Consider the following 22,072-nt stretch of genomic DNA (forward strand, 5'->3'; position numbering starts at 1 on the left):
CCGCGCTTTACCATGTTCGACGGGTGGAAACTTGACCCATGGCGTCGCGCCCCGCATGAGCCAGCCATGATCCTGGACTTCAATCCCGACGCCGCCGTTGGCCCCGAGCAGCGGCGCGACATCACCGCCCGCCTGGCCGCCCTGGCGGCGGAGGAAGGCGCGCGCGTGTTGCTCTGCGTGGAGTCGGGCAGCCGCGCCTGGGGCTTTCATTCGCCCGACAGCGACTATGACATCCGCTTCCTCTATGTCCGCCCGGCCGACGCCTACCTGGCCCTGCGGCCGCCGCGCGATGTCATCGAGCGGCCCATCGTCGGCGAGATCGACATCGGCGGCTGGGACCTGGGCAAGGCGCTGCGGCTGATGGCGCGCGGCAACGCCATTGTCGGCGAGTGGCTGACCTCGCCGATCGTCTATGCCGAGGCGCCGGGGTTCCGTGAGGCCTTCACCCCGCTGGTCCAGGCCTGGCGGGGCTCGTTCGGCGACGTCGCCCACTACTACGGCCTGGCCCGCCGGCAGTGGGGCAGCTTCATCGAGAACCGCGATGAGGTGAAGCTGAAGAAGTATTTCTACGTCCTGCGCCCGGCCATCACCCTGGACTGGCTGCGGCGGCGGCCCGGCGAGCCGGCGCCGATGAACCTGCCGGCCCTGGTCGAGGGCCTGGACCTGCCGGCGGCGACGGCTGAGGCGCTACAGGCGCTGCGTGAGGCCAAGCAGGCGGCCGGCGAGGGCGTGGGGATCGGGCCACGGGTTCCGGCCCTGGACGCCTATGTGGGCGAGGTGCTGGGCTGGGCGCATGGCGCGCGTCGGCGAGGGCCGGACGCCGAGAGCGAGGGGTTGTGGGCCCGCTCGGACGCGATGTTCCGCGACTGGGTGCGGTTGGCTGGCTAGCTAGCTGGAGCCGCCGGTCCCTTACGGCGGCTCGTCGGGCAGGGTGGTGACGTCTAGCGGCGCCACCAACCCGCCGTTCTCCGGCTGGCGGATTTCGGTCGTCGGGCTGAAATGCTCGATCTGGGCGATGAAGGTTTGCTGGCCGACGCGGCTCAGGCCATGCACCAGGGTCAGGCGCCGTTCGGTCCGCGCCACCACCGACAACAGGACCGAGACATCGGCCTCTGGCGTCAGCACCACCCCCGCGCCGCCCTTGTCGCGAACAAAGCCAACCTCGACGCGGGCGATAGACGACCAGGGCAGACGGCCGAGGATCTGGCCTTCGTGGGCGATCCCCCGCTCACTCATCTTGATCTCGGTGCTGGGGGCATAGGCCATCCAGTCGCTGTACCAGGCCAGGAACAGGTCGCGGGCCAGCAGGATCACTGGCCATTTCCGCCATTCGATGGCGAGGCGCCTGGCCGGACTAGGCTGGCCGGCGGGGCGCGGCTTGGGCGGTGGCAAGGCAGGTCTGGCGCCGACCACGCCATGGTCCTGCCGGCGGCCGAACAGCCGGCGCAGGGACGCCCAGCGGTCTTCGGGTTCTTCGATCAGCATTGGTCCCGCCGCCGCCCTAGCCTGGCGCCATGTTGAACGCCGCCTGGAACTCCGGTTCGCGGATCGTGGTCTCCGGGCTGAAGCGCTCCACGGCCGCAACCAGCGCCCGGCCCGTAGGGCCGTGCCGTTGCGGCGTCAGCAGGATATGCCGGTCGGCCAACACGACCTTCGCGCCATCCTGGAGCGCGGCGTAGCCGGATTCGATGGCCTCTATCCTTGACCAGACGAACCGGCGCCCGCCGATTTGAAGTCCGTCCGCTGTCACCCGCACCGAAACCCCGTCACCGAGGGCTGGACGCAGATGGGCCCAGGTGAGCGCCGCCGTCATCCCGAGCAGACCCGATACAACCATGACGTCGAGTAGGCTTTCGGTCTGGAACCAGGGCTGGATCGTGCCATACGACGGCAAGGCGCACAGGGGATAGAACGCGCCCTGGATCAACTGGGCAATCCGGGTCGGCAGGCTCATGGTCCATAGAATGCGTGTCGGTTTCTCCTCTCGCCGCCAGCGCGGCAGAAGATTTCCGAGCAGCACCGCCCCCAGTCCGATGGCGAAGATCGGCACGGCAAAGACTTTGGGAATCGTCGTGATCAGGGTGTGGGTCCCTGTCCGGCCCAGCACCAGGGAGAGCAGGCCCAGATAGGCCGCCGCCCACAACCAGGGGACCGCCCCGCGCGCCAGCCTGTTCACCCCACCCATCATCATGCGAGCCTATCGCGGAAGCGCGCCAAGACCCAGCAGGTTCTAGGCCTCCGTCAGCGCCGCCGCCTCGGCCAGCTTGACCACATCGCCCATGATGCCGGTCAGCTTGAAATCCTTGGGCGTATAGACCCGCGCCACGCCCATCTGTTTGAGGATCAAGCTGTCCTCGGGCGGGATGATGCCGCCGACCACGACCGGCACGTCGTCCAGGCCCTCGGCGCGCATCAACCGGACCACCTCCTGCACCAGGTCCAGGTGCGAGCCGGACAGGATGGAGAGGCCGACGACATGGGCGCGGCTCTCCTTGGCGCGGGCGACGATTTCGTCCGGCGTTGAGCGGATGCCGTCATAGACCACCGCCATGCCGACGGCGGCGGCGCGGGTGGCGATCTGTTCGGAGCCGTTGGAATGGCCGTCGAGGCCGGGCTTGCCGACCAGGAAGGTCAGGGTGCGGCCCAGCGCGGCGGAGACCCGCTCGACCTCGGCCCGCACGGCATCCTCGTCCTCGCCGCCCTCGGAGGAGATGACCAGGGCCACGCCCGTCGGGCCGCGATATTCGCCGAACACCTCGCGCAGGGCGCCCGACCATTCGCCGGTGGTGACCCCGGCCTTGGCGGCGGCGATGGAGGCCTCCATGACGTTGCGGCCCTCGGACGCGGCGGTCTTCAGATCACGGAGGGCCGCGTCGGCGGCGGCCTGGTCGCGGGCGGCGCGCCAGGCCTTCAGGCGGCCGACGACTTCCGCTTCGAGCTTGGGATCGACGGTCTCGATGGAGCCTTCGCCGGCCGACAGGGGCGAGGTCTCGGTGTCGGTCCAGCGGTTGACCCCGACCACAGTCAGGTCGCCGCTCTCCACGGCCCGCACCCGCGCGGCGTTGGCGCCGACCAGGGCCTGTTTCATGTGGCCGATGGCGCCGGCCGTGCCGGCTCCGCCCAAGGCGTCGATCTCGGCGAGCTGGGCCAGGGCGCCGGCCTTCAGTTCGGCGACCTTGGCCTCGACCACATGGCTGCCGGCGAAGAGATCCTCGTATTCCAGGAGGTCGGTCTCATAGGCCAGCACCTGCTGTAGCCTGAGCGACCACTGCTGGTCCCAGGGCCGGGGCAGGCCCAGGGCCTCATTCCAGGCCGGCAGCTGCAGGGCCCGGCAGCGGGCGTCCTTGGAGAGGGTGACGGCCAGGGCCTCGATCAGGATGCGGTAGACATTGTTCTCGGGCTGCTGCTCGGTCAGGCCCAGGCTGTTGACCTGGACGCCATAGCGGAAGCGGCGGGCCTTGGGGTCCTTCACGCCATAGCGATCACGCAGGATCTCGTCCCACAGCTGGGTGAAGCTGCGCATCTTGCAGAGCTCGGTGACGAACCGGACGCCGGCGTTGACGAAGAAGCTGATCCGCGAACAGACGACGTCGAAATCCTCGTCCGGGACCTGGCCGCCCGCCTTGACCGTGTCGAGCACGGCGATGGCGGTGGCGAGCGCGAAGGCCAGCTCCTGCTCCGGTGTCGCCCCGGCTTCCTGCAGGTGGTAGCTGCAGACGTTGATCGGGTTCCACTTGGGCGTCTCGCGATAGCACCAGGCCACCATGTCGCCGATCAGCCTAAGCGACGGCTCGGGCGGGAAAATGTAGGTGCCGCGCGACAGATATTCCTTGATCAGATCGTTCTGGGTGGTGCCCTGCAGCGTGCTGCGCGGCGATCCCTGCTCGTCGGCCAGGGCGACATACAGCGCCAGCAGCCAGGCGGCCGGGGCGTTGATGGTCATCGAGGTGTTCATCCGGTCCAGCGGGATGGCCTCGAACAGGGTGCGCATGTCGCCCAGATGGCCGATCGGCACCCCCACCTTGCCGACCTCGCCGCGCGCCAGGATGTGGTCGGCGTCGTAGCCGGTCTGGGTCGGCAGGTCGAAGGCCACCGACAGGCCGGTCTGCCCTTTGCCGAGGTTGGCCCGGTAGAGGGCGTTGGACTTGGCCGCCGTGGAGTGGCCCGCATAGGTGCGGAAGATCCACGGGGCGTCGGGGGCGTGCTGGAAGTCGCTCATTGGCGGCGATAATGCGCGGGAGTCTTGTGCGGTGCAACATTGCCGCCAAGCCCCCTAATATCCGCTCATCCCCGCTTTCGCGGGATGAGCGGATTTAACAGGGTCTAACGCCGCCGGAACACCGGCTGCCGCTTCTCGGCGAACGCCGCCAACGCGTTACGATGATCCTCGCTCTCGGCCAGCGTCGCCAGTTCCTCGGCGACGATGCTGAGGGCGTCGTCCGGTTCGGTGTCGAGGGCCAGGCTGACGATGCGCTTGGTGGCCTCGACCGACAGCGGGGCGCGGGAGGCGATGCGGCCGGCCAGGGTCAGGGCGGCCTCCTGCAGGCCCTCGGGCGAGTGGGCGGCGGCGACCAGGCCGAAATTGACGGCCGAGACGGCGTCGAACGGCAGGCCGGTGAGCAGCATGGTGTTGGCATGGGCCGGGCCGATCAGCCGGGGCAGGCGGTAGGCGCTGGCGATGAGGCCGACATTGACGCCCGAGCAGGTGAAGCTGGCGTTGCTCGAGGCCAGGCGGATGTCGCAGGCCAGGGCCAGCTCCAGCCCCCCGCCCATGCACCAGCCATTGACGGCGGCGATGACCGGCACGCGCAGGGTCTCGATGGCTTCGTAGAGGGCGGCGAACTGGTCCAGGCTCTCCAGGGCGCCCTCGCCGCGCTCGGCCGCCTCCTTGAGGTCGTCGCCGGAGCAGAAGGCATTGCCGCGGCCGGTGATCACCAGCGCCCGGACATCGGTGTCACGCTCGATGGCGTCCAGCTCGGCCAGGAACCGGCGGCGGATGGCCGTGCCCAGGGCATTGGCCGGTGGCGCGTCGATCTCGATCAGGGCGACGCCGTCGTTGGGGCGGGAGACATGGAGTTCTGCGGTCATGGCGGACTCCTCGGCTCAGGCGTCGGCGGCGTCAAGCTGTCGCGCTTGCTGCGCTGCACAAGAATCCGCTTGCCAGTTTCAAACGCTTGTCACACGATCCTGCCCTCACGTCGGGTGATGGCGGGCCCTCAGGGGCAGGGATTTGCTCGCGCGAGGGGAAAATCGACGAATCGACGGTCAATTCACGCGCGAAAAGACCCAACGAGGCGCGAGCCGGAACAGAGTCCGGCGCTGCCGCATTGCAACAGGAACGCCGTCCGGACCCCACCCATGAGCACCGCAACCCTCGACAAGACCCCGGTCAAGGACCTCTACGAGCTGGGCGAAATCCCGCCCGCCTTCCATGTGCCGAAAAACATGTACGCCTGGACGGTGCGCAAGGAGCGCCACGGCCGGCCGGCGACCGCCATGCAGGTCGAGGTGGTGCCTACCTGGGACATCGGCGAGGACGAGGTGCTGGTCCTGGTGATGGCCGCCGGGGTCAACTACAACGGCGTCTGGGCGGCGCTGGGCGAGCCGATGAGCGTGCTCGACGTCCACAAGCAGCCCTATCACGTGGCCGGCTCCGACGCCTCGGGCATCGTCTGGAAGGTGGGCTCCAAGGTCCGCCGCTGGAAGTGCGGCGACGAGGTGGTCATCCACTGCAACCAGGATGACGGCGACGACGAGGAGTGCAACGGCGGCGATCCGATGTTCTCGCCCAGCCAGCGCATCTGGGGCTATGAAACCCCGGACGGCAGCTTTGCCCAGTTCTGCCGGGTGCAGTCGCGCCAGCTGATGCCGCGGCCCCAGCATCTGACCTGGGAAGAGAGCGCCTGCTATACCCTGACCCTGGCCACCGCCTATCGCATGCTGTTCGGCCACCAGCCCCATGAGCTGAAGCCCGGCCAGAACGTGCTGGTCTGGGGCGCCTCGGGCGGGCTGGGCGTCTTCGCCGTGCAGCTGGCAGCCGTCACCGGGGCCAACGCCATCGGCGTGGTCAGCTCGGAGGACAAGGTCGACTATGTGCTGAGCCAGGGCGCCAAGGCGGTGCTGAACCGCAGCGACTTCAACTGCTGGGGCCAGCTGCCGACCGTCAACGGTCCCGAGTTCGGCGACTACATGAAGGAGACCCGCAAGTTCGGGAAGGCGATCTGGCAGATCACCGGCAACAAGGACGTCGACCTGGTGTTCGAGCACCCGGGCGAGGCGACCTTCCCGGTGTCGGTCTTCCTGGTCAAGCGGGGCGGGATGGTGGCCATCTGCGCCGGGACCAGCGGCTACAACCTGACCATGGACGCCCGCTTCCTGTGGATGCGCCAGAAGCGGGTCCAGGGCAGCCACTTCGCCAACCTGATGCAGGCCTCGGCGGCCAACCAGCTGGTCATCGACCGGCGCATCGACCCCTGCCTGTCGGAGGTCTTCCGCTGGGAGGACATCCCGCTGGCCCACGAGAAGATGCTGGATAACAAGCACCTGCCCGGGAACATGGGTGTGCTGGTCTGCGCCCAGCGGCCTGGGCTGCGGACCTTCGAGGAAGTGCAGGAGCTGTCGGGGACGCCCGTCTAGAGCTTGCGGAGGAAGGGTGTCGGCTGGGCGTAGCTGAGCCGCCGCCAGACCCACTCCAGCGGGCCGTAGTGGAAGCGGGCCAGCCACAGGGGCGACCAGATCAACTGGGCGGTCCAGACGGCCAGCACGACCAGGGCGACCTGGGCCAGACTGAGCTGGCCGAACAGGCCCAGGCCCCGGCCGCCCCAGAGCAGCCCGGTCATGATCAGCGACTGGGCGATGTAGTTGCTGAACGCCATCCGCCCGACCTGGCCCAGGGCCCGCATGGCGCGCGGGACCCAGCCGGCCTTGAGGACCAGGACCACGGCGGACAGATAGCCCAACGCGACCAGGGGGGCGGCGAAGGTGTTGATTACCCAGGCGGCGGTATCCAGGGCGTCGGACCGGAAGCCGCCAGCCGCCAGCATCAGAGAGGGAATGGCGATGGCGGTCAGAGCCAGGGCGCCGACCGCCAGGCTGGTTCCATAGAAGGCGGTCGAAAGACGGCCCGCCAGGGCGCCGGTCTTCAGGAGCGCCATGCCGATCATCATCAGGCCCAGGGTAATCCAGCTGTAGAACAGGCCCATCTGCGCCCCGATCCCCAGCCAGAATTTGAAATTCATGGCCTGGGTGTGGGCGAGCCCGCCATGGAAGGCGGCGAGGCTGTGCGCCAGGGCCTTGGCGGTGACGAACCGCTCGCCGGGCTCAGCCGGCTCCAGGGCAGTCATGGTGTCGAGGGTCATGGTGAGGAGGCACAGCAAAAGCCCGCCAACCAGCAGCCAGCGCGGTCGCCAGCCCCGCACCAAGTAGGCCACGGCGCCGCAGATCGCGTACCAGAGCAGGATGTCGCCGTACCAGACAATCGCCCCATGGATCAGGCCGAACACCAGCAGCCAGGCCAGCCGCCGCCGGGCGATGGCGTTGCGGGCGCGGTCCTGGCCTTCGCCGCCGACCAGCAGCAGCGAGGCCCCGAACAGGGCGCTGAAGATGGTGACGAACTTGCCCTCGAACAGGATGGTGGTGATCAGCCACCAGGCCTGCGAGAGCGGATCGACGGGTCCCGCCGCGACCGGATTGCCCGCCAGGGAGAAGGGAAAGGCGGTCAGCAGGATGTTGACGGTCAGGATGCCCAGCACCGCCACCCCGCGGATGACGTCGATCTGGGCGATGCGTTCCGGTTGATTCATGCCGCCTCCCGAAAATCAGCCTTACGCAGTAAGGACGATATTGGATCAGTCTTGCGGCTTGCCGAAGAACGACAGCAGCAGGGCGGCCAGGCCGGCCAACAGGACGATGGGCACGGTCGCGGCGGTGACCTGGCCGGCGCTGGCGCCTGCGGTCAGCAGCTGGCCCGCCGCCAGCGGTCCCAGGGCCGAACCCAGTCGTCCCGCCGCCACCGCCGCCCCGACCCCGCGTCCGCGCACCGGCAGGGCGTAATAGTGGGGGCCGATGCCGTAGAGGCCGAACTGGCCGCCGACCAGCAGACCACCGGCGACGAAGCCCATCAGGGCGGTGGGGGCCAGGCCCACGGTGGCGCCGGCCAGGGCCTGGATGACGCCGGCCAGGGCCAGGAAGACCACGGTCAGCGGCCAGCGGCCGCCCAGGCGGTCGATGCTAAGGCCGATGAGCAGCGAGCCGGCCGCGCCGCCCAGGTTGAACAGCATCGACACCAGGGCCGCCTCGTTCTTGTCGAAGCCCCGGGCGATCAGCAGGGTCGGCAGCCAGTTGAGGAAGAGGTGCAGCACCAGGGCGGTCGCCGTATAGCCGATCCAGAGCAGCAGGGTGGTGGGCAGGCGCTCGGGCGCGAACAGCACCTTCAGGGCGTTCTGGCGGGGTGGGTCGGCGGCGGCCGGCTTGACCAGGGTCTCGGGCATCCACCACCACAGGGCAGGCGCGATGGCGATGGGCGCCAGGCCGCCGACCACGAAGATCATCCGCCAGTCCGCGCCCAGGCTGGAGCGGGCCAGCAGCCCGACCAGGGCCCCGCCCAGCGGCATGCCGGCGGCGATCAGGGTGACCATGAAGGTGCGGCGGCTGGCGCTGGCCCGCTCGGCGGCGATGGCGATCAGCATCGGCATGGCCCCGCCCAGGCCCAGGCCCGTCAGCACCCTGGCCGCGACCAGCAGCGGGTAGGTCTGGGCCGCCGCCGTCGCCAGCGAGAACAGGCCGAAGATCAGGGTGGCGGCGATCAGAACGGGGCGTCGCCCCAGCCGGTCGGCCAGCCAGCCGCCCCCGGCCGCCCCGCCCATCAGGCCGAACAGGCTGGCGCTGAACGCCCAGGCCATCTGGGATTTCGAAAGCGCCAGGGCCTTGGCGAGGCTGGGTCCGGCGACGCCCATCGACTGGATGTCGAAGCCCTCCAGCATCGAGGCCAGCAGGCAGAGGCCGATGACCAGGGCCGGGCTGGCAGTGGGACGTTGCATGGCGCTCCCCCGAGGATGCTGGGAGCGAGGCTAGGACGCTTCGCCGCCCTCAGGCAAACCGCTTGATCAGCTGCAGCGCCAGGGTCTGGGTCGCCTTGGCGCCGCCGCCGACGTCGGCGTTGGCGGCGGTGATGACGGCCAGGCCGCGCTTGGGGCCGACCGCGGCGAAGGCGTGCCAGAAGGTGTTCGAGCCCTCATGGGCCAGGGCCGGACCCTGGGCCCAGGCGCGCTGGGCGAAGGTGATCCAGCCCAGGGCGTAGCTCTGGTCGCCCGGTGTCGGCGGGGCGGTGAGATGGGCGATGGTCTCGGGCCCCAGCAGCTTGCCGCCGTCGGTGAGGAAGAGGCGGACGAACCTGGCATAGTCGGTCAGCGACATGTGCGCCGTCCCGGCCGGGCCCAGGGCGGCCGGATTGTCCGAGGGGCCATTGGGGTCGAGCGGATTGAGCATCACGCCCAGATACTGGTGACCCCAGGGCTGAGCCCCTTTTGGCGCGCCGAAGCCGGCGCTGGTCATGCCGAGCGGGTCGAACAGCTCGGCCTTGATGGTCTCTTCCCAGGAGCGTTGGGCGATGCGCTCGATGGCCGCCCCGGCGATCATGAAGTTGGCGTTGGCGTAGGCGAACTGGCCGGGAACGCCGCCGGGCCTGGCGGTCAGCGCCCTGGCGGCGAACTCGGCCCGCTGGACGGTGAGGGAGCGGGTATCGGCATGAGCGGCCCGCAGCCAGTCGCCATTGACCAGCCCGCCGTCGGAAACCCCGGCCCGGTGGCTCATCAGCGTCTCGATGGTCGCCGTGGCGAAGGCCGGGTCCAGCTTCAGGTCGGGGAACAGGCTGGCCAGGGTCGCGCCCCACCGCGCCTTGCCCTGCTCGACCAGCCGGCCATAGAGGGCGGCGGTCATGGCCTTGGTGTTGGAGCCCAGGTGCCATTTGTCGTCGGTGGTGACGGGATCAGGCTTGCCCTTGCGCCGCACGCCGGCCGCCTCGAGAAAGGCCAGACCCTCGCGCGTCACCACCGCCCCGGCCAGGGCGGGCGTTCCGGTCTCATCGACAACGCGTTGCAGGCTGCCCTCGGGCGCGTCCGAAGCCCTGGCGCAGCCGAAGCCGACCAGGCTGGCGGCCGAGGCGGTGAACATCATTCCGCGGCGATGGACTGTCATCAGGCTGTCTCCCCGACCGAAAAACCGACTAGTCTCGCGCCATGAGCTCAGATGCCCCCTGGTGGCGCGGCGCCACCGTCTATCACATCTATGTCCGCAGTTTTTATGACTCCAACGGCGACGGCCAGGGCGACCTGCCCGGGGTCCTGGCCAAGCTCGACTACATCAAGAGCCTGGGCGTCGACGCCATCTGGCTCTCACCCGTGCATCCCTCGCCCAACCGCGACTGGGGCTATGACGTCAGCGACTATAAGGGCGTGCAGCCCGACTACGGGACCGAGGCCGACCTCAAGGCGCTGGTCGACGCCGCCCACGCCAAGGGCCTGAAGGTCCTGCTGGACGAGGTGCTGGCCCATACCAGCGACGAGCACGCCTGGTTCCGCGACGCCCTGGCCGGCGGCGAAAAGAGCGACTGGTATGTCTGGGCGCCGCTCAAGGACGACGGCACGGCGCCGAATAACTGGCTGGCGGTGTTCGGCGGCCCGGCCTGGGCCTATGCGCCCGGCCGGCGGCTGGCCTATCACCACAAGTTCCTCAAGGTGCAGCCCAAGCTGAACTGGCGCAATCCGGACGCCAAGGCCGCGGCCCTGGCGGTGCTGGACTACTGGCTGGGGCAGGGGATCGACGGCTTCCGGCTGGATGTCGCCAACGCCTTCCTGCACGACGACCGGCTGCGGGATAACCCGGTCGATCCTTCGAGAGGGGGCCACCGCTGGTCGGCCGCCGCCAATTTCCAGCTGCACTACAACGACGCCAACCTGCCGGAGAACATCGCCCTGCTGGATGAGACGCGACGGGTCGTCGATCGCCACCCCGACCGTTTCGTGTTCGGCGAGTTCTCGGAAGAGGCCGAGCGCTGCGGCGGTTTCGCCTCGCCGACCGAGGGACTGCACGCCGGCTACAGCTTCCCCCTGCTGATCGCCCACAGGATGGGACCGGACTTTATCCTGAAACACTTCGCTGACCTGGCGCGCTACCCCGACCACTGGCCCTGTATCAGCTTCTGCAACCACGACATCCCGCGCACCGCCAGCCGCTTCGGCGACGGCTCCCCAAACTCTGAAAAGCCGGTCGCCAAGTTGATGCTAGCCCTGCTGCTCAGCCTGCGGGGCACCATCCTGGTCTATCAGGGCGAGGAGCTCGGCCTGCCGGAAGCCGACCTGACCCGCGAACAATTGCGCGACCCGGTCGGCGACCTCTACTGGCCGGTCCACAAGGGCCGCGATGGCTGCCGCACGCCTATTCCCTGGGGGCCGGGCGAGAACCTGGGCTTCAGCACGGGCCAGCCCTGGCTGCCCGTCGCGCCGGAGCACGAGGGCCTGACGGTGGCGGCTCAGGAGGCCGATCCGGACTCGACGCTGGCCTTCTCGCGCGCCCTGCTGGCGGCCCGGCAAGGATCGGACGCGCTGCGGCTGGGCGACATCGTCTTTCGCGAATCGCCCGCCCCGTTGCTGGCCTTCGAACGCAGCCATGGCGGCGAGCGCTGGCTCTGCCAGTTCAACATGAGCGGCGAGGCGACGGCGGCGTCCTCCGAGGGGGAGACGGTGCTGGCGACCGGCGAAATCACCGAAGGGCGTTTGGGCCCCTATGCGGCGCGCCTCTCGCGGCTCTAAGTTGCGGCAACGAAAACTCGGGGAGGGCGCGGCGATGAGCCTGGCCAGCAAGACGGCGCTGACGGCGCTGGGAGTCGTGGCGCTCGGCGTCGGCGTGGTCGCGGTCCGCACGGCGACCTACAAGCCGCCGGCCCAGGTGGACTTCAGTCAGGTCAAGCTGGCCAGCGCCCCGGCCATCGACCAGGCCAAGGCCGCCCAGCACCTGGCCGAGGCGGTGCGTATCCAGACCATCAGCCACCAACTGGTCACCGACAACGACTACAGCCAGTGGGACAGGCTGCACGCCTGGCTGCAGGCGACATACCCGGCCGCCCATACGGCCATGGCCCGCGAGATCCTGCCCAACAAGGCGCTGATCTACACCTGGCAGGGTTCGGACGCCTCGCTGGCCCCGATCATCCTGATGGCCCACCAGGACGTAGTGCCGGTGACGCCGGGCACCGAGAAGGACTGGAAGCACGCCCCCTTCAGCGGCGACATCGCCGACGGCGCCGTCTGGGGCCGGGGCAGCGTCGACGACAAGGGCTCGCTGGTGACGATGTTCGAGGCGCTCGACGCCCTGGCCGCCTCGGGCTTCAAGCCCAGGCGCACGGTGATCATCGTCAGCGGCCAGGACGAGGAGGCCGGCGGGACGGGCGCGGCGGCCGCCGCGGCGCTGCTGAAAGCCCGCGGGGTCAAGGCGGCCTGGGCGCTCGACGAGGGTCAGGCGACGGTCAAGGACTACCCGCTGACCGGCAAGCCGGTGGCGCTGATCGGCATCGCCGAGAAGGGCTACGCCACCCTGGTGGTCACCGCCCCGGCCAAGGGCGGCCACTCCTCGGCCCCGCCCAAGGTGACCGGGGTCACCACCCTGGCCCAGGCGGTGCTGAAGATTGCCGGCAACCCCTTCCCGCTGAAGTTCAAGGGTCCAGGCGCAGACTCGATCCGGGCGCTCGCCCCGCAGGCCAGCCTGATGACCCGCATCGTGGTGGCCAATACCTGGCTGTTCGGCGGCGCCCTCAAGGCCCAGATCGCCCAGAGCCCGGCCGGCGCCTCCAGCCTGCACACCACCATCGCCCCGACCATGCTCAAGGGCAGCCCCAAGGAGAACGTCCTGCCGCAGGACGCCTCGGCCTGGATCAACTACCGCATCGCCCCCGGCGACAGCTCGGCCGACATCATGGCCAGGGCCCGGGGGGCGACCAAGGGGCTGAACGTCACCTTCCGGTGGGACAAGCCGCCCCGCGAACCCTCGCCGGTCTCTTCGACCAGCTCGGACGGCTGGAAGATCATCGCCGCCCTGGCCTCGGACGGCGGGACGACGCCGGTCGCGCCAGGCCTGGTCACCGCCGGCACTGACAGCCGCTCGATGAGCATCGTCACCCCCGACGTCTACCGCTACCAGCCGCTGCTGGCCTCGCTGACCGACTTCGAGATGATCCACGGCACCAACGAGAAGATGACCTTGGAGAACCTGGGGCGGATGACGAAGTTTTACGCGGTGCTGATCGCGACGTCGGCGGGATAAGCTCGATCACTGGATAGAGGTTCAAATTAGAATGCGATCAGCGATCTTCGCGACCTCGCTGCTGTTGGCTGGGTGCGGAAATCCGGCAACGAGCGCCCCGACGGCTACGCACGCTCCGGCAGCGGTCCCCAAGCAGTTTCAAGGCGAGTGGAATGCTGACCTTGCCGATTGTGGAACAGGGTTCAACGAAACCAGACTCATAATTCGCGAGAGCGAGGTTCAGTACTATGAGAGCGGCGGCCCTGTGTTAGCCGCCGTGCCTCGCGGTCAGTTCGAACTAGCCCTTATCCTGGAGTTAACTGAGGAAGGATCGTCGTGGATGACGACCGCTCACTTCAACCTCTCGTCGGACGGCAGTCGCCTCACGGACGTGGCCCACCTTGCCGACGGCCGGAAGCTGGTCCGCTACCGGTGCCCTGCCAAGCCGTAATCGAGGAGTCATTCGGTGAATCCCGGAGTTGGGATGGCGCCAAGTTCGCGCTAAACCCACTGCATGGCTGACGGCGATCCCAAACCACGCACGACAACCGTGGCCCCGGCGCGTTTCGGGACCGGCCTCTTGCGCGACTGCTGGTATTTCGCCGCCCTCTCCAGCGAGGTGAAGACCGCCGGCCTCAAGCGCTACGAGATGCTGGGCGAGCCGGTCCTGATCGGCCGCACCCGCAAGGGCGAGGTCTACGCCCTGCGCGATGTCTGCCCGCACCGCGCCGCGCCGCTTTCGGCCGGCAAGCTGACCGCCGAGCCGGACGGGCGTGAGAGCGTCGAATGCCCCTATCACGGCTGGCGGTTCGGGACGGATGGAGGCTGCACGGCCATTCCCTCCCTGGTCGACAGTCAGGACCTCGACATCAGCCGTATCAAGGTGCGCCGCTACCCGGCCGCCGAGAGCCAGGGCATGGTCTTCGTCTGGTTCTCCAGCGATCCGCGCGGCGAGGGCGAGCCGGACGAACCGCCGCCGGTGTTTCCGGGCGCCGTCGGGGCGCCCAAGATCGTCGAGCGGATGGTGTTCGAGACCCATATGGACCACGCCGTGGTCGGGCTGATGGACCCCACCCACGCGCCCTATGTGCACGAGGCCTGGTGGGCCCGCTCGGCCAAGCGCCAGCACGACAAGGAAAAACACTTCGAGCCCGGCCCGGCCGGCTTCGTCATGACCCGCCATCCGCGCTCCAAGGCCAACCGCATCTACGACATCCTGGGCGGCCAGCCGGAGGTGGAGATCAGCTTCCGCCTGCCGGGGATGCGCTGGGAGCATATCCAGATCGGCCGGCGCCAGGTCCTGGCCCTGACCTGCCTGACCCCGGTCACCGACAGCTCCACCATCATCACCCAGATCCTGTGGTCGGATCACCCGGCCTTCATCCTGACCCCGATCATCAAGCCGTTCGTGCGGGCCTTCCTCAAGCAGGACGGCGACATGGTGAACCTGCAGAACGAGGGGCTGCGCTACGACCACAGCCTGCTGTGGATCGACGATGCCGATCGCCAGGCCAAGTGGTACCAGGCCCTGAAACGCGAATGGACCGCCAGCCGCGCCGAGGGCCGGCCCTTCGTCAACCCGGTCGAAGCCGCGACCCTGCGCTGGAAGAGCTGACCATGAACCGGGTGGCCATCCTTGGCCGCTCGGGCGGCGGCAAGTCGACCCTGACCCGGGCCTTGAGCCAGAGGCTGGGCCTGCCGGCCGTGCATCTGGACGTCCTCTACTGGCGGCCCGGCTGGGCGCCCAGCGAGACAGAGCCCTTTCGCGAGCGGCTACAGGCCGCCACCGCTGGCGAGACCTGGATCGCCGACGGCAACTTCATCACCCATGTCTCGGACCTGACCCTGGGCCGGGCGGACACCATCATCTGGATCGAGCAGCCGCGCTGGCTGTGCCTCGCCCGGGCCCTGTGGCGCGTCGTGCGCGAGCGCGGTCCCAACCGGCCGGACATGGCGCAGGGCTGCGCCGAGAAGTTCGACCCGCAGTTCCTGGCCTATATCTGGACCTGGGACCGCCTCACTCGCCCCAGAGTCGAGGCAGCCATCGCCCGGCATGCGCCGGATATCCCGGTGATCCGCCTGCGGAGCGACGCTGAGATCGCCGCCTTCCTGGCCAGGGCTTGAACAACAGGCCGACGCCCGTCACGGTGTCCGTAAAATCATCACCCTCGGGGGAGGAGACGATGAGCCGGAGCCTGCATGGCTGAGTTCATCTCCGATGGCGTCCCAATCGTCTTCGACGACCTGGGACCGCGCGACGGCCGGCCGGCCCTGCTGGTGCACGGGTTCTCCTCCAATCGCAACGAAGCCTGGAAACGCACCGGCTGGTACGCCGCGTTCGAACGGCGCGGACAGCGCGTCATCGCGCTGGATCTGCGTGGGCATGGCGAAAGCGGTAAACCGCACGAAGCCGAAGCCTATGGCCGGGCAAAGATGGTCGGCGATGTGCTGGGGCTGATGGACCACCTGGACCTCGGCCGGGTCGATCTGATCGGCTATTCCATGGGCGCCCACCTGTCGCTGGGCCTGGCGCTCAGCCACCAGGATCGGCTGAACCACCTGATCCTGGGCGGGGTCGGCGGGCGGATGTTCGAGCCGCGCGAGGAAGGGCCGTCGATGGCCGAGGCGATGCGGGCCGACGATCCCGAATCGATCGGCGATCCGATGCTGCGCAGCTTCCGCCACTTCGCCGACGAGCAGGGCGAGGATCGCCTGGCGCTGGCCGCCTGCACCGAGGCCGTGCGCTCGGTTCCGGACCGCGACGACCTCTTCGCCATCTCGGTCCCCACCCTGGTGGCCGCTGGCGCCCGGGACGAACTGGCCGGCGACCCGCACGGCCTGGCCGACGCCATCCGCGGGGCCAAGGCCATCACCCTGGCCGGCTGCGACCACTTCAACGCCATCCCCCACGCCCTGCTCAAGGCGGCGGTGTTCGACTTCCTGGATGGGTATCTGGACGAGCCTTTCGGCTAGAGCCCGTCAGGCGAAGTGTGAAGCGGTTCGCCGCCTGGACGGGCTCCAAGCATCAAGCGCCCAGCGCGTAGGGCCCGCCGCGTTCCAGCGCCTTCTTCCAGGCGGGGCGGGCGTGCAGCCGCTCGATCCAGGCCTGCATCGACGGATATTTCGGCAGCACCCCGAAGGCCTTGGCCACCTCGGCGACGAAGCTCATCTGGATGTCGGCGCCGGTCAGGCTGTCGCCGACCAGGAACTCGCGGCCCTTCAGCGCCCCGTCGACATAGCCCAGGTGATTGCCGACCTCGCTCTCGATGCGCGGCTTCAGCGGCGCGCCGGCCTCGCCCAGCCGCATGACATACATGTTGAGCATCAGCGGCAGCATGGCCGAGCCCTCGGCATAATGCAGCCACATCTGATAGCGGTCATAGTCGGCCGTGGACGGGTCGGGCGCCAATCGTCCGTTGGCGTGGCGGCGGATGACGTAGTCGATGATCGCGCCCGATTCGTAGACCGTCAGGCCGTTGTCGGTGATCACCGGTGACTTGCCCAGTGGATGGATGGCGACCAGCTCGGGCGGGGCCAGCCGGGTCTCGGCGTTGCGCTGGTGGAAGACGATGTCATAGGCGAGGCCCAGCTCCTCCAGCAGCCAGAGGATGCGCTGCGAGCGCGACTCGTTGAGGTGGTGGACGACGATCATGGGCTCAGCTCCGGTTTCGGCTCCATTGGAGCATGCGCAAATTCCTGCCCGCAAGCTCGCCGATTGTTCGCAGGCGCGGAATATCTATACTGCGGCGCACCATATTTTCGAGGGGAACTTGCGTCCATGACCGCCGTGCTGCCTGATCTCGTGCTGTCTGGCCTGACGACGCTGCTGCGCGGCGCGGCCGATGGGGCCGGGGCTTTCGTGCACGAGGCGCGCGGGGCGGTCCGGGCCAAGATCACCGTCGGCGGCAAGGTCGACCGGGCCGCCGCCGACCGCGAGCAGCAGGCGGTGCATGGCCTGGGCTGGTACGCCTCCTATGCCGAACTGATGAACCAGGTGGCCGGCTGGGCCGAGCGGCTGTCGGCAGAGGGATCGTTCGGCGAGACCGAGGCCCTGCTGGCCCAGCTCCTCTTCGCCGAATACGCCGCCCAACTGGTCGGCGGCATCCCGATGAACCTGGGCGAGATCGTCCGGCCCGCCGACCTGACCGACTCGCGCGAGACGATGAACCGGCTGTTCGCTCCGGCCCTGGTCAGGCTGATGACCGAGGGCGGCGGCCAGGGCGTCAAAAACCGCCTGGCGACCCTGCTGGCGTCGGCTCAGGGCCATGCGACGGTCGAGAAGACGGGTCTCGACGAAACCTTCGAGATGATCCGCGACCAGTTCCGCGCCTTCGCCGACGAGAAGGTGGTGCCGTTCGCCCATGGCTGGCACCTGCGTGACGAGCTGATCCCGATGGAGGTGGTGCAGGCGCTGGGCGAGCTGGGCGTCTTCGGCCTGACCATCCCGGAAGACTATGACGGGGCCGGCATGGGCAAGACCGCCATGTGCGTGGTCTCCGAGGAGCTGAGCCGGGCCTGGATCGGGGTCGGCTCGCTGGCCACCCGCTCGGAGATCGCCGCCGAACTGATCCTGACCGGCGGGACCGAGGCGCAGAAGGCCGAATGGCTGCCGCGCATCGCCACCGCCGAGATCCTGCCGACCGCCGTCTTCACCGAACCCAACACCGGTTCGGACCTGGGCTCGCTGCGCACCCGCGCGGTGCTGAACGGCGACCTCTACAGCGTGACCGGCAACAAGACCTGGATCACCCATGCGGCCCGGGCCGACGTCATGACCCTGCTGGTCCGCACCGATCCGGCCACCAGCGACTATCGCGGCCTTTCCATGCTGCTGGCCCCCAAGCTGCGCGGCGACGAGACCCAGCCCTTCCCGACCCCTGGCATGAGCGGCGGGGAGATCGGGGTGATCGGCTATCGCGGCATGAAGGAGTACGAGATCGGCTTCGACGGCTTCACCGTGCCGGCGGCCAATCTGCTGGGCGGGGTCGAGGGCCAGGGCTTCAAGCAGCTGATGGCCACCTTCGAGAGCGCCCGCATCCAGACGGCGGCCCGGGCGATCGGGGTGGCGCAGCGCGGACTGGAACTGGGGCTGGCCTACGCGCTCGACCGCAAGCAGTTCGGCCAGGCCATCTTCGAATTCCCGCGGGTTTCCAACAAGCTGGTGATGATGGCCGCCGAGATCATGGGCGTGCGCCAGCTGACCTATTTCGCCGCCCGCTCGAAGGACGAGGGCAAGCGCTGCGACCTGGAGGCCGGCATGGCCAAGCTGGTGGCGGCGCGGGTGGCCTGGGCGGCGGCGGACAACGCGCTGCAGATCCATGGCGGCAACGGCTTTGCCATGGAGTACGAGATCAGCCGCGTCCTGGCCGATGCGCGCATCCTCAACATCTTCGAGGGGGCGGGGGAGATCCAGGCCCAGGTGATCGGGCGGCGGCTGCTGGAAGACGGGCCGAACGCTTGAGCCATGCTCCCCCAGAGGGGGAGGATGAAGATCACCTAGGCTTCAGCCCGTTGAACAGCAGCAGGATCTGCCGGTCCATCAGGTCGCTCATCTCCTGGGCGGTGGCGCGCCGCTGGGCGGCCAGGCGGTAGTTCCAGCCGTAGGCGGCCATCAGCGAGGTCAGGGCCAGGTCCAGGTCGATGCTGTTGCAGACATCGCCGCGCGAAACGCCGCTCTGCAGGGTCTCCAGGATCATGCCCCGGAAGCGGGCGTTCTGGCCGTAGGGGATGACCCCTTCCTCCAGGTTGGGGCTGAAGGCGGCGGCGACATGGGCCAGGAACAGCTTGTCGCGCCGGGTCTCGAACTCATAGTGGATGGCGAAGATCGAGCAGAGCCGGTCGGCGGTGGAGCCGCGCAGGTGCGGCACGACTCGCTGCAGTTCATGGAACAGCAGGTCGACCCGGTCCTCCATCACCTGGCTGAGCAGGTGAGCCTTGCTGGAAAAGGTGGTGAAGACGCTGCCGACGGACACGCCGGCCCGCTCGGCCACCGCGCGGATGGTCGTCTCGTCGAAGCCGATCTCGTTGAACAGGTCGCGCGCGGCGTCGAGCACCTTGCGGCGCGTCTCCTGTTTCTGGCTCTCTCTTACCCCCAAACGCCTACCCCCAGCGTCCTCTCCACCCCAAGTCGGCCGACTTAAGGGGCCTCACCCTAAACGTGGCTAAAAACCGTCGCAGCCGGCGGACATACCCGAATCGGGGAATCGCTCCCGATTCGGCCGGCCCGCCGGCCGCGCCCGGACCTAAGCCCGCAGTCCGGCCAGGATCAAGGCGACCTGGTCGCGCAGCAGAGTCTGCAGATCGTCGCTCGACCAGCCATCGAACACCGCCCGGCGATAGCTGCGCACGTAGGTGTCCCAAAGCGTGCTGGCCACCAGGCGCATGTCGTGGCGCTCGACCAGCTCGCCGCGTTCGACTCCGGCCCGCAGCTGTTGCAGGATCAGGTCGCGGATCGGGCGGACGGCTTCGCGGTTGCGCTGTTCGGAGGACTCCGTCCAGGTCCAGGACACCGCCACGCCGGCCGCGAACAGCGGCAGCTGCGGATAGTGGAAATCGTAGCCGGCCTTGAACATGGCCATCAGCGCCGAATCGACCGTGGTCTTGCCCTGAGCCGCATCGCTCATGGCCTCGGTCAGGGCGGCGTGGTCGGCGGTCAGGATGTCGCCGAACAGTTCCGACTTGTCGGCGAAACTGGCGAACACCGCGCCAGTCGACATGCCGGCGGCGCGGGCGATGTCGCGGATGGTGGCGCCTTCATAGCCGCGCTCGGTGAAGAGTTGCCGCGCGGCCAGCAGGACCTTTTCCCGAGTCTGCTGTTTGGCGAGCGCCCGGCGGGTAATCTTCGCCGGACGTGTAGAAGCTGCAATTACGCGCATGGGCACATGGTTCACTGGACCGCCTCCAATCTGACGAGGGCGGCTTCTGCACGCTTCTCGAATTCCACGCAGTATTCGTCAACGACGTTCTGCAAAATCTCGGCATATCGCTGTGCGAGGTGACGCCCGTCCTGGGCGGCGTCGCGCAGGTCGGAAATCAACTGACGCACTTCACTGATAGTGTCTTCCCGATCCGCCGCCCCGGAGGCGGCGGACATCGGCTCGGCCTGGGCGACCATGCGTGCTCCGTTTCTGCCTCCCCGCGTCGAATAGGTGTTGAACAGACCCGCGGTGAGGTGTCGATCATGTTCAACGAACTGACTTCATGGAGCCAGGGTCGGGCGCAATACAGGCTGCGCGAAACTGACGCAAGCGAAAAAATAGGGCAAAAACACGGCTTTTGGAGCAGGATACCGGTAGCATCCACTCATTTCGGGGACCATGCGACAAGACGTCTCGCCGAACAGATTCGATGAACGCGCTCGTTATGGTGCAGTGCAAACCCATGTGGCGTAAGGGATTGCGGCGGACTAACCTCAGCCGATGAACCTAACGATCAATCTGGCCATAACCGTGGCGCTGGCAGCCGTGGCCACCGTTCTGGCTTTCGGCATCTACGCGCTGTTCAGGGGCGGGGATTTCGGGCGCAGCTGGTCCAACAAGCTGATGCGGCTGCGTGTAGTGCTGCAGTTCATCGCGATTCTGGTGCTGGTGGCCGCCGCCTGGTGGCGTTCGCAGGTCCACTGAGGATGGTGACTCTCAACCGCATCTATACCCGCACGGGCGACCAGGGCCTGACCCGGCTGGCCACGGGCGAACCGGTCAGCAAGGCCTCGCTGCGGGTCGAGGCGTATGGCGGGGTGGACGAAACCAATGCCTGCCTGGGCGTGGTCCGGCTGCATCTGGCCGCCGATCCCTGGCTGGACGCCGTGATGAGCCGCATCCAGAACGATCTCTTCGACCTGGGCGCGGACCTGGCCACCCCCGACACGGGCGAGAAGCCGGCCTGGGAGCCGCTGCGCATCCTCCAGGCCCAGGTCGACCGGCTCGAGGCCGAGATCGACAGAATGAACGCCGAGCTTTCCGCCCTGACCTCGTTCGTGCTGCCGGCCGGATCGCCGGCGGCGGCGTATCTGCACGTCGCCCGCACGGTCTGCCGGCGGGCCGAGCGGGCCTGCGTGGCCCTGGCGGCGGCAGAGGGGGAGGTGGTCAGCCCCGAGGCGGTGAAATACCTCAACCGCCTGTCCGACCTGCTGTTCGTCGCCGCCCGCTGGACCAACGACAAGGGCGGCGCCGACGTCCTGTGGACGCCGGGGGCCAACCGCTAGCTACCCCGCTCATTCCCGCGAAAGCGGGGACCCAGGCTTTTTGCTGTTTGGGGCGGTTCTGACAGGTCTGGGCGGCTGAAAGCCCGCTACGAAAAACGCCCGGGTCCCCGCTTTCGCGGGGATGAGCGGTATTAAGAGAGCTACTTCTTGGCCTGAGCGGGCGCGGGCGCGGGAGAAGGCGCCGGCTTGGCGGCGGGCTGAGGCGCCTTCGTCTGCGGGGGCGGCGCGTAGGGGTCGGCCGAGATCTTGCCCTGGACCAGCCGTTCGGCCTGCAGCCTGGACCAGGCCTCGCGGCTCATCCCGGCCGGCCGGCCGGTTATGCTGGGAATAAAGATGGGCATGCCGCAGACCCGCGCGTGGCTGTCCCACCAACCCCCGGCCTTGGCGCAGTCATTGGCTGGCCAGACCCAGAACAGCTGGTAGCCCCAGATGGCCACCACGGCGACGGCGAAGATGCCCATGAAGATGATCTTCAGGCGGTTGATCGATGCGTTCATGGGCCGCCCTCTACCTCACGCTTCCCCAGAGGGAAACTTGCAATGCTGGCTCAAGCCTGTATTGCCCTGACTCCGCATA

22 protein-coding genes are annotated in these 22,072 nt (G+C 68.5%); 10 read left to right on the top strand and 12 right to left on the bottom strand.

Annotation, left to right across the window (positions count from 1 at the left end; genetic code table 11):
• Nucleotides 1-66 precede the first annotated feature (66 nt).
• Nucleotides 67-888: a nucleotidyltransferase domain-containing protein gene (locus QO010_RS12565; protein ID WP_307349604.1), complete on the top strand. Its 822-nt coding sequence runs from the start codon at nucleotides 67-69 to the stop codon at nucleotides 886-888.
• Between the two features lie 21 nt (nucleotides 889-909).
• Here QO010_RS12565 and QO010_RS12570 read toward each other — a convergent pair whose 3' ends face one another.
• The 4 genes from QO010_RS12570 to QO010_RS12585 form a co-directional block, all read right to left on the bottom strand.
• Complete coding sequence (locus tag QO010_RS12570) at nucleotides 910-1,485, bottom strand: hypothetical protein (protein ID WP_307349606.1); 576 nt, start codon at nucleotides 1,483-1,485, stop codon at nucleotides 910-912.
• Between the two features lie 16 nt (nucleotides 1,486-1,501).
• Entirely contained in the window at nucleotides 1,502-2,191 is a 690-nt protein-coding gene (locus QO010_RS12575; RefSeq protein WP_307349608.1) for a hypothetical protein, read from the bottom strand.
• Nucleotides 2,192-2,230: 39 nt separating this feature from the next.
• Nucleotides 2,231-4,219, bottom strand: coding sequence for a methylmalonyl-CoA mutase family protein (locus QO010_RS12580; protein ID WP_307349610.1), 1,989 nt, complete (start codon nucleotides 4,217-4,219; stop codon nucleotides 2,231-2,233).
• 104 nt (nucleotides 4,220-4,323) lie between these two features.
• Entirely contained in the window at nucleotides 4,324-5,088 is a 765-nt protein-coding gene (locus tag QO010_RS12585) for an enoyl-CoA hydratase/isomerase family protein (protein ID WP_307349612.1), read from the bottom strand.
• Between the two features lie 270 nt (nucleotides 5,089-5,358).
• Between QO010_RS12585 and ccrA the strand changes: the two genes are divergently transcribed.
• Entirely contained in the window at nucleotides 5,359-6,636 is a 1,278-nt protein-coding gene (ccrA, locus tag QO010_RS12590) for a crotonyl-CoA carboxylase/reductase (RefSeq protein WP_307349615.1), read from the top strand.
• Here the strand turns inward: ccrA and QO010_RS12595 are convergent.
• From QO010_RS12595 to QO010_RS12605, 3 genes are read right to left on the bottom strand one after another with little or no spacing between them, the layout of a single operon-like run.
• Complete coding sequence (locus QO010_RS12595; protein WP_307349618.1) at nucleotides 6,633-7,802, bottom strand: DUF418 domain-containing protein; 1,170 nt, start codon at nucleotides 7,800-7,802, stop codon at nucleotides 6,633-6,635. The genes ccrA and QO010_RS12595 overlap by 4 nt on opposite strands.
• Before the next feature lie 45 nt (nucleotides 7,803-7,847).
• The gene (locus QO010_RS12600; RefSeq protein ID WP_307349619.1) at nucleotides 7,848-9,038 is read right to left on the bottom strand and encodes an MFS transporter; all 1,191 of its coding nucleotides are present in this window, start codon (nucleotides 9,036-9,038) and stop codon (nucleotides 7,848-7,850) included.
• Between the two features lie 49 nt (nucleotides 9,039-9,087).
• Nucleotides 9,088-10,194, bottom strand: coding sequence for a serine hydrolase domain-containing protein (locus QO010_RS12605; protein WP_307349620.1), 1,107 nt, complete (start codon nucleotides 10,192-10,194; stop codon nucleotides 9,088-9,090).
• A 41-nt stretch (nucleotides 10,195-10,235) separates the two neighbouring features.
• Between QO010_RS12605 and QO010_RS12610 the strand changes: the two genes are divergently transcribed.
• From QO010_RS12610 to QO010_RS12630, 5 genes are all read left to right on the top strand, one after another.
• Complete coding sequence (locus QO010_RS12610; protein WP_307349622.1) at nucleotides 10,236-11,807, top strand: alpha-amylase family glycosyl hydrolase; 1,572 nt, start codon at nucleotides 10,236-10,238, stop codon at nucleotides 11,805-11,807.
• 34 nt (nucleotides 11,808-11,841) lie between these two features.
• Nucleotides 11,842-13,314, top strand: a complete 1,473-nt coding sequence (locus QO010_RS12615; protein WP_307349623.1) for a M20 family peptidase — start codon at nucleotides 11,842-11,844, stop codon at nucleotides 13,312-13,314.
• Between the two features lie 493 nt (nucleotides 13,315-13,807).
• Complete coding sequence (locus QO010_RS12620) at nucleotides 13,808-14,908, top strand: Rieske 2Fe-2S domain-containing protein (protein ID WP_307349625.1); 1,101 nt, start codon at nucleotides 13,808-13,810, stop codon at nucleotides 14,906-14,908.
• Nucleotides 14,909-14,910: 2 nt separating this feature from the next.
• The gene (locus tag QO010_RS12625) at nucleotides 14,911-15,417 is read left to right on the top strand and encodes a P-loop NTPase family protein (RefSeq protein ID WP_307349627.1); all 507 of its coding nucleotides are present in this window, start codon (nucleotides 14,911-14,913) and stop codon (nucleotides 15,415-15,417) included.
• 75 nt (nucleotides 15,418-15,492) lie between these two features.
• Complete coding sequence (locus tag QO010_RS12630; RefSeq protein WP_307349629.1) at nucleotides 15,493-16,266, top strand: alpha/beta fold hydrolase; 774 nt, start codon at nucleotides 15,493-15,495, stop codon at nucleotides 16,264-16,266.
• Between the two features lie 52 nt (nucleotides 16,267-16,318).
• Here the strand turns inward: QO010_RS12630 and QO010_RS12635 are convergent, their stop codons facing one another.
• Nucleotides 16,319-16,945, bottom strand: coding sequence for a glutathione S-transferase family protein (locus QO010_RS12635; protein ID WP_307349630.1), 627 nt, complete (start codon nucleotides 16,943-16,945; stop codon nucleotides 16,319-16,321).
• Nucleotides 16,946-17,071: 126 nt separating this feature from the next.
• Between QO010_RS12635 and QO010_RS12640 the strand changes: the two genes are divergently transcribed.
• Nucleotides 17,072-18,754 carry an acyl-CoA dehydrogenase family protein gene (locus tag QO010_RS12640; RefSeq protein WP_307349632.1) on the top strand — a complete coding sequence of 561 codons (1,683 nt, stop codon included), beginning with the start codon at nucleotides 17,072-17,074 and terminating at the stop codon, nucleotides 18,752-18,754.
• Between the two features lie 31 nt (nucleotides 18,755-18,785).
• Here the strand turns inward: QO010_RS12640 and QO010_RS12645 are convergent, their stop codons facing one another.
• From QO010_RS12645 to QO010_RS12655, 3 genes are all read right to left on the bottom strand, one after another.
• Nucleotides 18,786-19,388, bottom strand: coding sequence for a TetR/AcrR family transcriptional regulator (locus QO010_RS12645; RefSeq protein ID WP_307349634.1), 603 nt, complete (start codon nucleotides 19,386-19,388; stop codon nucleotides 18,786-18,788).
• 147 nt (nucleotides 19,389-19,535) lie between these two features.
• Nucleotides 19,536-20,168: a TetR/AcrR family transcriptional regulator gene (locus tag QO010_RS12650; RefSeq protein ID WP_307349635.1), complete on the bottom strand. Its 633-nt coding sequence runs from the start codon at nucleotides 20,166-20,168 to the stop codon at nucleotides 19,536-19,538.
• Nucleotides 20,169-20,179: 11 nt separating this feature from the next.
• Nucleotides 20,180-20,386, bottom strand: a complete 207-nt coding sequence (locus QO010_RS12655; RefSeq protein ID WP_307349833.1) for a CC0731 family SpdR-regulated protein — start codon at nucleotides 20,384-20,386, stop codon at nucleotides 20,180-20,182.
• A gap of 325 nt (nucleotides 20,387-20,711) precedes the next feature.
• Here QO010_RS12655 and QO010_RS12660 point away from each other — a divergent pair, with 325 nt between their 5' ends.
• Together QO010_RS12660 and QO010_RS12665 are read left to right on the top strand one after the other, a co-directional pair.
• Nucleotides 20,712-20,915, top strand: coding sequence for a twin transmembrane helix small protein (locus QO010_RS12660; protein WP_307349636.1), 204 nt, complete (start codon nucleotides 20,712-20,714; stop codon nucleotides 20,913-20,915).
• Between the two features lie 2 nt (nucleotides 20,916-20,917).
• Complete coding sequence (locus tag QO010_RS12665) at nucleotides 20,918-21,496, top strand: cob(I)yrinic acid a,c-diamide adenosyltransferase (protein ID WP_307349637.1); 579 nt, start codon at nucleotides 20,918-20,920, stop codon at nucleotides 21,494-21,496.
• Between the two features lie 140 nt (nucleotides 21,497-21,636).
• Here the strand turns inward: QO010_RS12665 and QO010_RS12670 are convergent, their stop codons facing one another.
• Nucleotides 21,637-21,993 carry a hypothetical protein gene (locus QO010_RS12670; protein WP_307349640.1) on the bottom strand — a complete coding sequence of 119 codons (357 nt, stop codon included), beginning with the start codon at nucleotides 21,991-21,993 and terminating at the stop codon, nucleotides 21,637-21,639.
• Between the last annotated feature and the right edge of the window lie 79 nt (nucleotides 21,994-22,072).

Source organism: Caulobacter ginsengisoli (genome assembly GCF_030814835.1).
Taxonomy (GTDB): domain Bacteria; phylum Pseudomonadota; class Alphaproteobacteria; order Caulobacterales; family Caulobacteraceae; genus Caulobacter; species Caulobacter ginsengisoli.